Origin of the sequence: Eggerthella hominis (assembly GCF_014287365.1) — a bacterium.
Classification (GTDB): Bacteria; Actinomycetota; Coriobacteriia; order Coriobacteriales; family Eggerthellaceae; genus Eggerthella; species Eggerthella guodeyinii.
Genome location: NZ_JACOOA010000001.1, coordinates 125,035 through 136,887, shown reverse-complemented (window position 1 = coordinate 136,887; position 11,853 = coordinate 125,035). Strand labels below are relative to the sequence as shown.

The 11,853-nt window shown below is 69.8% G+C and carries 13 protein-coding genes; 5 read left to right on the top strand and 8 right to left on the bottom strand.

The genetic code is table 11. The features are described from left to right. Positions 1–28: 28 nt before the first annotated feature. The 3 genes from H8S61_RS00655 to rpsP all read right to left on the bottom strand — a co-directional run bounded on the left by H8S61_RS00655 (position 29) and on the right by rpsP (position 1,056). Complete coding sequence (locus H8S61_RS00655; RefSeq protein ID WP_255466396.1) at positions 29–445, bottom strand: ribosome maturation factor RimM; 417 nt, start codon at positions 443–445, stop codon at positions 29–31. A gap of 105 nt (positions 446–550) precedes the next feature. Continuing rightward, positions 551–805, bottom strand: a complete 255-nt coding sequence (locus tag H8S61_RS00650) for a KH domain-containing protein (protein ID WP_101722295.1) — start codon at positions 803–805, stop codon at positions 551–553. 5 nt (positions 806–810) lie between these two features. Further along, complete coding sequence (rpsP, locus tag H8S61_RS00645; protein WP_009304490.1) at positions 811–1,056, bottom strand: 30S ribosomal protein S16; 246 nt, start codon at positions 1,054–1,056, stop codon at positions 811–813. A 385-nt stretch (positions 1,057–1,441) separates the two neighbouring features. Between rpsP and H8S61_RS00640 the strand changes: the two genes are divergently transcribed. Together H8S61_RS00640 and H8S61_RS00635 are read left to right on the top strand one after the other, a co-directional pair. Next, positions 1,442–1,765, top strand: a complete 324-nt coding sequence (locus H8S61_RS00640) for a DMT family transporter (protein WP_154333979.1) — start codon at positions 1,442–1,444, stop codon at positions 1,763–1,765. A 25-nt stretch (positions 1,766–1,790) separates the two neighbouring features. Continuing rightward, positions 1,791–2,516, top strand: coding sequence for a B3/B4 domain-containing protein (locus H8S61_RS00635; RefSeq protein ID WP_186937582.1), 726 nt, complete (start codon positions 1,791–1,793; stop codon positions 2,514–2,516). 26 nt (positions 2,517–2,542) lie between these two features. Here the strand turns inward: H8S61_RS00635 and H8S61_RS00630 are convergent, their stop codons facing one another. The 5 genes from H8S61_RS00630 to H8S61_RS00610 form a co-directional block, all read right to left on the bottom strand. Then, complete coding sequence (locus H8S61_RS00630) at positions 2,543–3,034, bottom strand: GNAT family N-acetyltransferase (RefSeq protein ID WP_186937581.1); 492 nt, start codon at positions 3,032–3,034, stop codon at positions 2,543–2,545. 58 nt (positions 3,035–3,092) lie between these two features. Beyond that, complete coding sequence (locus H8S61_RS00625; RefSeq protein WP_186937579.1) at positions 3,093–5,531, bottom strand: ABC transporter permease; 2,439 nt, start codon at positions 5,529–5,531, stop codon at positions 3,093–3,095. A gap of 10 nt (positions 5,532–5,541) precedes the next feature. Then, positions 5,542–6,315 carry an ABC transporter ATP-binding protein gene (locus tag H8S61_RS00620; RefSeq protein ID WP_186937577.1) on the bottom strand — a complete coding sequence of 258 codons (774 nt, stop codon included), beginning with the start codon at positions 6,313–6,315 and terminating at the stop codon, positions 5,542–5,544. Between the two features lie 63 nt (positions 6,316–6,378). After that, the gene (locus H8S61_RS00615) at positions 6,379–7,551 is read right to left on the bottom strand and encodes a sensor histidine kinase (RefSeq protein WP_255466426.1); all 1,173 of its coding nucleotides are present in this window, start codon (positions 7,549–7,551) and stop codon (positions 6,379–6,381) included. After that, positions 7,551–8,246: a response regulator transcription factor gene (locus H8S61_RS00610; RefSeq protein WP_160941751.1), complete on the bottom strand. Its 696-nt coding sequence runs from the start codon at positions 8,244–8,246 to the stop codon at positions 7,551–7,553. Before H8S61_RS00610 ends, H8S61_RS00615 begins: the two co-directional genes overlap by 1 nt. A gap of 166 nt (positions 8,247–8,412) precedes the next feature. Between H8S61_RS00610 and H8S61_RS00605 the strand changes: the two genes are divergently transcribed. The 3 genes from H8S61_RS00605 to H8S61_RS00595 all read left to right on the top strand — a co-directional run bounded on the left by H8S61_RS00605 (position 8,413) and on the right by H8S61_RS00595 (position 11,851). Then, entirely contained in the window at positions 8,413–9,084 is a 672-nt protein-coding gene (locus H8S61_RS00605) for a response regulator transcription factor (protein WP_186937573.1), read from the top strand. Further along, entirely contained in the window at positions 9,071–10,294 is a 1,224-nt protein-coding gene (locus H8S61_RS00600) for a sensor histidine kinase (RefSeq protein WP_186937571.1), read from the top strand. The genes H8S61_RS00605 and H8S61_RS00600 overlap by 14 nt, the downstream gene beginning before the upstream one ends. Positions 10,295–10,375: 81 nt before the next feature. Beyond that, positions 10,376–11,851, top strand: coding sequence for an ABC transporter permease (locus H8S61_RS00595; protein ID WP_186937570.1), 1,476 nt, complete (start codon positions 10,376–10,378; stop codon positions 11,849–11,851). Positions 11,852–11,853: the final 2 nt, after the last annotated feature.

Here is an 11,853-nt window from a genome sequence, read left to right as displayed (position 1 = left end):
GGTGCTTGCACGGCGGCGGCGCGGCCCGCTACAGCTCCAGCAGACCGTCCGGCAGGTCGACGTCGATGCGGCGCGCGTCCTCGTCGAGATCGACGACGAGCGCGTCCACGAGCGGCACGAGCACGGGCTGGCCCCCGTCCGCGCGCGCGACGCTGAGCAGGAACTGCCCCGGGTTCTCCACCACCGACTCGACGGCGCCCACGAGGCCCGCGCGCGCATCGTGCACCTCGAAGCCCACGAGCGTGTCGGCCTCGGCGGCCAGCGCGTCCTCGGGCAGGTCGGCGCGGCGCGCGAGGCAGCTGCAGCCCACCAGCAGCTCGGCGACGCCGATGGAGTCGACGCCCTCGAACGCCACGAGGTAGGAGCCCTTCCCCGCGTCCTGCACCGACTGCACGCGCGCGCGGCGCGGCGCGTCGTGCTGGGGCGGCACGAAGGCGACCTCCATGCCCTCCTCCAGCAAAAAAGGAAGACCCGGCGCGCAGCGCGCGACGAGCCCTCCTGTCAAGGTCTTCGTTTTAGATAGCTCGGCTACGTTCGCCCACGTGCGCATCTAGTCGAGAAGCTCCACTTCGACATGGGTGTTCGTACGCGATGCAGCGGCGCGGGCCAGCGTGCGGATGGCCTTGATGACCCGCCCCTGGCGACCGATGACCTTGCCGGCATCTTCTTCGTTCACGCGAACTTCGACGAGAATAGAACCGTCCTCGGCGTCGCTCGACGTGATCTCCAGCTCGTCGGGAAACTCGACGAGCGGGCGCACGACGGACTCGACGAGACCGACGATGTCTTCCGTCTGCTCGGCCATGCTGCTTACGCGTTCTCGCGAGCGCGCTTCAGCAGGCTGGCGACCGTGTCGGTCGGCTGCGCGCCGTTCTTGATCCACTGGTCGACCTTCTCCAGATCGAACTGCACCATGGCAGGCTCGGTGCAGGGGTTGTAGCGGCCGACTTCCTCGATGAACTTGCCGTCGCGCGGGCAGCGGGAATCGGCAACGACGATGCGGTAGTACGGGCGCTTCTTGGCACCGTGGCGGGCCAGGCGAATTTTAACTGCCATGAAGATGAACTCCTTTTGCTTCTTACCTTCGATTCGATGCGTGCAGCGCGTATGCGGTGCAGCGAAAACAGCAATTGCTTATGATACGGCGTAATCGATCGTTTGACAAGCGATTACCAAGCAGAATTGTAGCCCGAGGAGCCCCCGAGCGCATCCCCGACCTCCCGCATCCTCGAAAATCCCACGTTTGGCGGCGGAAGGCGAGCCTCCCGCGCACCGCGCCGCAGCGAACGCAAGCTTGACGTTCAACCTGCGATGTAGTACCCTGCCGAACCAACCGAATAGGATATCTGCCGCCGGGTAGATCAAGACGCGAGCATGCGCACTTCCATCAGTAGGCCTGAGAAGATGGAGGAGGCGGCATGCTTTTTTGTTGGGAGGAACCATGAATTGGGTTATCTTGGTCATCGCCGGTTTGTTCGAGACGTTCTGGGCGTACGAGCTCAAGCTTTCGGAGGGCTTCACGAAGCTCGTCCCCAGCCTGCTCACCGTCGGCGGCATGATCGTCAGCTTCGGGCTTTTGTCGCACGCGCTCAAGACGCTGCCGCTCAGCGTCGGGTACGCGGTGTGGACGGGCATCGGCATCGTCGGCGCGGCCATCCTCGGCATGGTCGTGCTGAAGGAGCCGGCGAGCGCGCCCAAGATCATCTGCATCGCGCTGATCGCCGCGGGCATCATCGGCCTCAACCTCACGACGCACGAAGGATAGCAACGACACGATGAAGGAGAAGGACATGCAGAAGTTCGTCGCAGAAGAATCGTTTTGGGAGCTGTTCCCCGAGGCCGCCATCGGCATCATCGTCGTGCGCGGCATGAAGGGCGCCCGCGACGTGCCCGAGGCCGACGTCGCCGAGATCGCGGCGCTCCTGCGCGACGCCAACGAGCGCGCGAACGCCTACCTCACGAGCAACGTCATCTCGGAGAACGAGCCCGTGAAGGTCTGGCGCGCGGCCTATCAGAAGTTCAAGACGAAGAAGGGCGCGCGCTGCTCCATCGAGAACCTGCTCAAGCGCGTGCTGAAGGGCAATCCCGTGGGCTCCATCACGCCCTCGGTGGACATCTACAACGCCATCTCGCTGAAATACGCGCTGCCGGTGGGCGGCGAGGACCTCGACGCCTTCGTCGGGGACTTCCGCCTGGGGCTGACCGCGGGCGGCGACGCGTTTTTGCCCATCGGCGAGGAGGAGGACGACCCCACCCTCCCCGGCGAGCTGTGCTACCGCGACGACGCCGGGGCCGTCTGCCGCTGCTTCAACTGGCGCGACGGCCAGCGCACGGCGCTCACGGACGATTCCGGCAACGCGATCCTCGTCGTCGAAAGCCTCGATCCGGCGCGCCGCGATGATCTTGAATCCGCGCTCGACGAGTTCGCGCAGCTCATGGAACGCTACCTGGGCGCCGAGGTGGTCGCGCGCACCGTCGTGGACCGCGCGCACCCCGAGACGGTCATCGCGGAATAGCGGGCGAGGCGAGGAACCCGGGCGGGCTACCCCACGCAGTCCTTGTAGTAGATGTGCATATCCTCGTAGGCGCCCATGTTGTCGCAGAAGCCGCGGGGCACGGTGCCCACGCGCGTGAAGCCGAGGTCCTCGTACAGGTGGATGGCGCCCTCGTTCGAGGCGACCACCGCGTTGAACTGCAGGCCGCGGAAGCCCTTGCGCGCGGCCTGCTCGAGCGAGTCCTTCACGAGCTCGCGGCCGAGGCCCAGGCCGCGAGCGCTCGACACCACGGCGTAGCTGGCGTTCGCCACGTGCGCGCAGCGCCCCACGTTGTTCGGATGCAGGATGTACAGGCCGAACAGTTTGGCGTCCACCGCCGCCACCGTCGTCAGCGTCTGCTCGGCGAAGAACGCGCGAGCCTCCTCAAGCGACAAAGGCATGACTTGGGGAAACGCATTGCCCGCCTCCACCACTTCGTTCCACACCTTGCACATGCCCGCGAGGTCCTCCTCGCGGTACGGCCGTATCTCCAGCGCCATGCGCGCCCCCTTCCGTTGCGATCGTCGTGCGCAGTATAGCATCCCGAGGCGCCGGGCCCTACTCCTCCACCAGCTCGCGCACGTCCACGCGCTTCACCTTGCGGGCCGAGACGTACGCGGCCACGAGGAACACGAGCGCGAGGCCCACGGCGAGGGCCGCCACCGCGAGCGGGCTCGCGTCGAGGGCGAACCGCGTCAGCCCGAACAGGCCGAACAGCCGGCTGATCAGCCACCCGCCGCCGAGCATGGACGCCACGGCGCCCAGCGCGCACCCCGCGAGCGCCACGCAGAAGAACCGCAGCGCGAACTGCACGCGCAGCGCATGGCAGGTGAACCCGAGCGCGCGGTACGTTCCCAGGTCGCGGCGCTCGGCCGAGAACAGGCGGCCGATGATCAGCGACACGGCCAGGAACACGAGCGCGCCCGCGACGAGCGCCATGCCGTAGGCCAAGGTGACGAACAGGCCCTGGATGAGCACCACCATGTCGCCCGTGTCGGCGAACAGCCCGCTCGGCCGCGCGTCGATGCCGTCGCCGAAGCGCTCCTCGAGCGCGGCACGCACCTCGTCGGCCTTGCCCGGGTCGGCGAGCTCGTACTGGCGCGGCGCGTCGTCGGCGGAGGAGGGATCGCTTCCCGCCAGGTCGCGCACGCCGTCGAACGTCAGCACGCAGCCGTACCCCGCGTTCAGCATGCTCGACAGCTTCCCGCACACGAGGTAGACGCGCTCGCGGCCGTCGTTGCCGTCCACGGCGAACTCGTCGCCCACCTCGATGCCCATGAGCGCGGCCAGGTTCGACCCCACGAGGACCTCGTTGTCGTGCAGCGGCGCGCGGCCCTCCGAGACGTTCGTCACGAGCGAGGTGTCCGAGAGGCCCACGAACGAGCGGCTCTCGCCGTCGAGGTTGACCATCGTGAACGATTCCCTCCACGACCGCTCGATGGGGCTCACGCCCTCGATCACGCGCTCCACCTCGTCGAAATCGACGTCGGGCGAGAGCGCGGCAGCGGTCGCGTCGCTCCTCCACATGCCGAACGTCTCGTAGGCGGCGTCCGGCTTGTTGAGCGTGCCGCAGATGCCGAACACGAGCACCACGAACGCGCTGAGCAGGAAGGCGCAGGCCGCCAGGCCCACGTAGTGCCGCTTCGCCGAGACGACGGCGCGCAGCGCGAGCTGCAGGTTGAGCCGCGCGCCGGTGATGGGCCGCGACGCGCGGCTGGCGAAGCTGACGTCCGCCGCGCCGCCGCGCAGGGCCACGAGCGGCGAGATGCCCCCGAGCTTGCGGGCGCGCCAGAACACGACCGCCGCCACGAACGCGAGGAGGGCGCCCAGGACCGCGAGGGCCGCCGCGGGCACGGCGTCGTTGCTCGCGAGGACGCCGGTGAGCTGGGCGAAGAACGGCAGGGCGAGCGGCACCGCCGCCATGGCCGCGGCGAATCCCAGCACGAAGCCCGCAAGGCTCACGCCGGCGTACTCGACGACGAGCACCCGCGCCAGCGTGCGCCGGTCGATGCCGACGGCCTTGAGCGTGCCGTAGTCGGCGTAGTGCTCCTCGATGGACGACGAGATGGTGTGCGTGCAGATGACGAGCGCCACCACGAACAGCAGGCAGGCGAACACGCCCATGACCGCGGCCCCGATGATCACCACCATCATGGCGTAGCCCGCCAGCGTCGTCGAGCTGAACATGCCCGGCGTCGTGGCGCCCCACGCCGTGTTCTCGGAGAGCGCCCGCGTCAAATCGGACGGCTGGGCCCCGCGCGAGCGCTCCTCGTCCGACAGGAACGCGTTGATCTCGACCAGGCGGTACGTGAACGACCCGGTGGAGTAGATGTCGATCGGCTCGCCCTGCACGGCGGCGGCCTCGTCCACGTCGCGCGCGAGCTCCTCGTAGGTGCCCGGCGCCACCTGGTAGCGCTTGAGCTCCATGAACGACGTGCCCATCTGGGGGTCCTCGATGAATCCGGCGATGGTGAGCGTCCTGGACCCCGCGCCCAGGTCGAGCTCCACCGTGTCGCCGACGTCCATGCCGGGCGACACCCTCAACGGGAGCGGAACGTACACCTCGTCGGCCGCCGGAGGCTGCGGGTCCTCCGCGAACCTGGTGCCGTCGGGCGTGAGCAGCTTGCAGGACACGCCCTCGCCCCACGCCTTGTAGAGCACCGTCGAGGACGGGTTCTTGTCGACGCTCTCCCCGTTCTCGTCGTAGAACTTCGTGGGGATGCTGAGCGCGCCGTTCGCGCGCACCTCCCCCACCTCGTCGAGCGCCTCGATGTCCGCCAGCGTCTCGTCGGTGAGGTTCGACGCCAGGTCGTAGGCGTACACGTCGCCGGCGCCCGCCTCGACGAGCGCCTCGGCCTCGCGGGCGTTCAAGTCGACGTACATGCAGACGGTGAACGTGAGCGCGGCGGCGGTGAGGGCCATGAGGAACAGCAGGCCCAGAAACGAGCCCTTCCCGCGCCTGAGACCGGCCGCGACCAGCGTGCGCATGAGTGCCATGCCAGCCCCCTTACCAGGAAAGCGACGACAGCCAGGCGTTCACCTGGGCCTCGCGCGCTCTGAGGCAGGCGGCGTCGCCGTCCGCCCGCCAACGGGGCAGGTCGAGCTCGCCGCACACGGCGCCGTCCTCCAGGTAGAGGATGCGGTTCGCGCGCACGGCGCACTGCACGTCGTGGGTGACCATGCAGATGGACTGGCCGTTCGCGTTCAGCTCGCACAGGAGCGCGAGCACCTCGAGGGTGTTCGCGCGGTTGAGGGCGCCGGTGGGCTCGTCGGCGAACACGATGTCGGGATCGTTCACCACGCTGCGCGCCACGGCGCAGCGCTGCTGCTGGCCGCCCGAGGTCTGGCTCGGCAGGTGGTGCGCGTCGGGCGCGAGGCCCATGCGCTCGATGAGCGCCCCCGCCGCCGCGCGCGTGTCGGCCGTCGAGCGGCCCTCCTTGAGGTAGCCGGGCACGGCCACGTTCTCGAACAGCGTGAGGTTCGACACGAGGTGCGCCTGCTGGAACACGAACCCGAAGCGCTGGGCGCGCAGCTCGGCCATGTCGCGCTCGCGCAGCTTCGCGATGCTGCCGCCGCGATAGCGCACGTCGCCCGCCGTGGGGGCGTCCATGCCCGACAGGCAGTAGAGCAGCGTCGACTTGCCGGAGCCCGACGGCCCCATGACGGCGGTGAAGTCGCCTTCGTACAGCGCCAGGTCGATGGCGCTCAGCACGTGCGCCTGCACGCCGTCGGCCGCGTAGCTCTTCGAGAGCTTCTCGGCCTCGATGATGGATGGTTTCATGACAGCCTCTCGGATCGGTTCGTCTCTGGAAGCCATCGTAGCCGCGCCGACATTAAGGAGTCCTTAAGGCTCGAGGGGGAATTCTATCCCGACGCGCAATCCCGGCTCGGCGTTCTCGAGGCGCACGGAGCCGCCCATCTGCTCGACGAGGTAGCGGACGATGAACAGGCCGAGGCCCGCGCCCGGCGTGCCCTGCGCGTTGGCGCCGCGGTAGAAGCGGTCGAACGCGAACGGCAGGTCCTCGGGCGCGACGCCGTCCCCGAAGTCGCGCACCTCGATGCGGTAGGCGCCGCCCTCCGCGCGACCGCTCACCTCGACGGTCGACCCGGGCGCGTACTTGCGCGCGTTCGCCACGAGGTTCTCGAGCGCCTCGACGAGGCGCTTGGGATCGTGCGCGACGACCGCGCGATCGAGGCGTCCCAGCACCACGGTGCCGTCGACGCCGAAGTCGGCGGCCGCCCGGGCGACGGCGCGGTCGATGGGCGCGTCCTCGCACGACACCGCGATGCGGTCGAGCTCGGCAAGGGCGTGCAGGAACAGGTCGTCGGTGAGCGCCGTCACCTCGTCGCACTTGCGCGCGATGGTGCGCGCGTAGCCGGCGCGCTCCGTCTCGTCGCGCGCGAGGCCCAGCTCGAGCGCCTCGGAGTAGGCGCGGATGGACGCGATGGGCGTCTTGATGTCGTGCGACAGCGCGGCCACCGTGGTCTTGCTCTGCTCGAGCGCCTCGGCCTCCGCGGCGCGGGCGCGCTTGATCTCCTTGCGCATGTTGTCGAACGCCCAGGTGAAACGTCCGAACGGGTTGCTGCGCTCGTAGGCGAGCGGCAGGTCGAGGTTGCCGCGGGCCACCTCGTCGGCGAACGCCTCGAGCCGCGAGAACGGGCGCACGACGCTCAGGTACAGGTAGGCCGTCACGCTCCAGACGAGGGCGACGCCCGCCGCGCACACGGCCCACGCGAGCGCGAGCGGGAGGGAGCTCTTCGCGTCGGCCGCCCGGCGCAGCGTCTCCTGCGCCTCGGCCAGCGCCCGGTCGGCGACCGCAGGCTCCGCCTCGGCGGCCAGCGCGGCGCGCGCCTCGTTGAGCGCCACGACGCTTTCGCGCACCTGCGCCGCCGCGTCGTCCTGCGCGAGCGCCGCCGTCGCGACGAGCGCGACGACGACGAGCGCGAGCGAGGCGGCCAGCGCGCAGGCCAGCAGGCGCCGCCGGATGGCGCGCGCCTCGCGCGCAGCCGGGCGCATCACGACGCGCCGCCCGCCGCGTCGAAGCGGTAGCCCCGCCCCCGCACGGTCTTGAAGTGAACCGGGCGGGAGGGGTCGTCCTCCACCTTCGCGCGCAGCCAGCTCATGTGCACCGACACCGTCTGCGGCTCCACCTCCGAGAACGCGCCCCACACCTCGGCCAGCAGGCGCTCCTTCGACACGGTCTCGCCCTCGTGCGCGATCAGGAAGCGGGCGAGCGCGAACTCCTTGGGCGACAGGGCCACGGCCTCGCCGTCCTTCGCGAGCGTCCCAGCGTCCTCGTCGAGGGCGAACGGCCCCGCGACGCGCGGCCTCCCCGCGCATCCCGCGCGCCCCTGCGAGCGCCTGAGCAGCGCGTTCACGTGGGCGAGCAGCTCGCGCAGCGAGTAGGGCTTCGGCAGGTAGTCGTCGCCGCCCGTGTCGAGCCCGACGATGCGGTCCGTCTCGCTCGTGCGCGCCGACGCGAACACGATGGGCACGTCGCTCGCGCGCCTGAGCGCCGCGCACGCCGCGAACCCGTCGTCGCCCGGCAGGTTGATGTCGAGCAGCACGAGGTCGAACGGGCGCGCGCCCAGCACGTCGTAGGCCTCCTCGGCGCTCGCGGCGCGCACGACGGCGAACCCCTCGCTTTCGAGGTAGCGCGCCACGATGGCGGACAGGTCCGCATCGTCGTCGACTATGAGTATGCTCGGCATCGCGCTCCCCTTCTCGCGTCGGCCCCGCCCGCATCGGCCGGGGACGGCTCCATTGTAGCAAGGACCGCGCCGCCCGCCCGCGCGAACCGCGGCGCCGTTCGCAGAACCTGTGTCGTTCGGGCGCCGCCGCGAGAGGCTGTGCTACCATGCGCGCAGGAGGTGCCCCATGGCCCACATGCTGATCATCGAAGACGAACCCGCCATCCGCACCGTGCTCGCGGAGGTGTTCAAGAGCGCGGGCCACGACGCGACGCTCGCCGCCGACGGGATGGAGGGCGTCGCGGCGTTCCGCGCCCAGCCCTGCGACCTCGTCGTGCTCGACCTCATGCTGCCGAAGATCGACGGCTTCGCCGTGTGCGAGCTCATCCGCCAGGAATCCGACGTCCCCATCATGATGCTCACGGCGCTCGGCGCCGAGGCCGACGAGCTGCGCGGCTTCGAGCTTCTGGCCGACGACTACGTGACGAAGCCGTTCTCCGTGAAGGTGGTGCTGCGACGCGCCGAGGCCCTGCTGCGCCGGGCGGCGCACGCCCCGGCCGACGGCGCCGACGGCCTGCTGCGCTGCGGCGACGTGACGCTCGACCCCGCCGGGCGCACGGTGAGCCGCGGCGGGAGGCCCGTGGAGCTCACCCGCACCGAGTTCGACGTGCTCGAGCTGCTGCTCGCCCACCCCGGCCGCGCGTACACGCGCGACGAGCTGCTGGCCCTCGTGTGGCACTACGAGTTCGCCAGCGATCCGAAGATCGTCAACATCCACGTCATGAACATCCGCAAGAAGCTCGGCGCCGGCCTCGTGGCCACCGTCCGGGGGATCGGGTACAAGCTTGGAACGGCGTAGGGGGCGCCTCGACGACAAGGCCCGCCGGCACCGGCTCGGCCTCAGGGTGTTCCTGGCCGTGGCCGCCGCCCTCGCGCTGACGAGCGCGCTCATCTACGCGCTCGTGGCCGTGGCGCTGCCCGCCAGCTACGAGAGCGTGGCCACATCGCGCGTGCACGAGCGCCTCGACGCGCTCGGCGCGCAGCTCGCCGAAACGCCCTACGCCGATGCGGCCCAACCCATCTACGACTTCTGCATCGAGAACAGCGCCACCGCCGTGCTCGTGGTGGGCAACGACACGTCCCGTTTCGGCACCGAGCCGGACGCGGCAAGCGAATCGGCCGTCGCCCTGTCGACCAACGTGCGGTTCGCCGACCAGGACAGCGGCTACCTCACCATCGTGGCCGACCTGTCCGCCGCCGGCGAGCTGCCCTCAGCGTTCTGGAGCATGCTGCCCGCCGTCGTCGCGGCCATCCTCGCCGCGGCCGTGCTCGTGGCCTGGGGCGTGAGCCGCATCATCAACCGGCTCGTCGCCGACGTGGCCGATGCCAAGCGCGCCGAGCGGCAGCGCCGCGACTTCTTCGCCGCCGTGTCCCACGAGCTGAAGACGCCCCTGTGCGCCCTCAAGGCCCAGATCGAGTGCATGCTGTACGGCATCGGCGACTTCGCCGACCGCGACAAGCACCTGCCGGAGGCGCTCGAGACCGCCGAGCGCCTCGAAGGGCTCGTCGGCGAGATCGTGCTCGTCGCCGGCATGGAGGCCGACGACATCGACCGCGCCTGCGAGGACGTCTCGGCGGCCGCGCTCGTGCAGGAGGCCGTCGACGCGTGGGCGCCGCGGGCGGCCGAGCGGGGGCTCGCGTTCGACGCCGACGTGCAGGGCGACGCCATCGTGCGGGCGAACCGCACGCTCGTGGCCAGGGCGCTGGCGAACGTCGTCGGCAACGCCGTGACGTACTCGCCGCCCGGCGCGCAGGTGTCCGTCCGCCTCGCCGACGGGACGCTCGTCGTGGAGAACACGGGCGTCGAGCTCTCCGACGACGAGCTGGCCCGCGCCTTCGAGCCGTTCTACCGCGCCGAGACGTCGCGCAGCCGGGCGACGGGCGGCAGCGGCCTCGGGCTCTACATCGCGAAGGCGGCGTTCGACCGCTACGGCATCCGCTTCGCGCTCGACAGCGCGGACGACCGCGTCACGTTCCGGGCGCGCTTCCCCAAGGGCCGCGGCATCTAAACCGAATCTATACCGACGCTCAATCGGAGCCGAGCCTTCCTGGTCGATAGTGGAATTCCACCGATCAGAAAGGAGTCTGCCATGGGACTTGGCAAACGCGCCCTGCTGTACCTGACGCGCAAGCGGGGCAAGACGCTCATCCTGTTCCTGCTGCTGCTCGTCATCGCCACGATGGCGTTGTCGGGGCTGGCCATCAAGCAGGCGGCGCAAACCGCGCAGCTCAACGTGCGCGAGGCGCTGGGCGGTTCGTTCGCCCTCAAGCAGAACACGAGCGACGCGAGCAAATGGGAGTCGGTCCAGCAGGGATCGAACGGCTCGAAGGGGTTCTATCGCGGCGAGCCCATCACGAAGGAGCTGGCCGACCGCATCATGGGCAGCGTGGACGGCATCAAGGGCTACAACGCCTCCTACCAGTCCACCCTGCTCATGAAGAAGCAAGGGGCCTACCTCGACCTCGTCGAATCGGACACGGAGGACGGCGGCGGGCTGGGCGCGATGCTGGCCTCGTCGGGCGACATGAACAAGACCTCCACCGCCTTCGGCGCCACCGACACCGCGTTCGACGCCTACTTCGCCCAGGGCTTCCTCAAGCTCGTGGACGGACGGCACCTCGAGCACGGCGAGACCGGCAAGGCGCTCATCAGCAAGGAACTGGCCGAGAAGAACGGCCTCGCGGTGGGCGACACGATCACCCTGCAGCAGAGCGAGACGAAGGCGCAGATGAACGGCATCGATCCCGAGGACACGAAGATCGACGTCGAGATCGTGGGGCTCTACGAGGCCACCGCCAAGGCGAGCGCCGTCATGAGCAACTGGTCCATCGACAACGCGGTGTTCACCTCGCTCGAGGTCATCCAGCACGTGCGCCCCGAGACGGGCGGCGAAAGCTACGAGCGCGTGGACTTCCACGTGGACGACCCCGCGGAGGTGAACCGCATCGTCGAGGAGGTGAAGAACCTCGACGGCCTCGATCCCACCGACTTCGCCGTGGACGTGGACACGGGCAGCGTCGATTCCGTCATCGAGCCGCTCGAGAACATGGACAGCCTCATGACCGGGCTCATCGCGGTCATGGTGGTCATCGGCGCCATCATCCTCTACCTCGTGCTGGCCGGCCGGGTGCGCGAGCGCATCCACGAAAGCGGCGTGCTGCTGTCGCTCGGCGTGACCAAGCGGGCCATCGTGGCGCAGTACCTCGTCGAGATCGCCCTCGTGGCCGTGCTCGCGTTCGGCGCCTCGTACTTCACGAGCGGGCTCGTGGCCCAGACGGCGGCCGCGCAGCTGCTCGACTACGCCACCGAGCAGGCGGGCGACCTGGGCGGATCGGAACCTGCGGGCCCCAAGAACCTCGACGGCACGAGCGTGGCCGACTCCTCCTCGATGGCGCCGAGGTTCGAGCAGAACCGCGACATGACGAGGATCGAGGTCGTCATCGACCCCGCGGCGCTCGCGGGCGTCTACCTGGCAGGCGGCGTGCTCATCGTCGGCTCGGTGGCCGCGGCCGCGCTGCCGGTGCTGCGCCTCAAGCCCAAAGAGATACTCACGAAGATGAGCTAGAA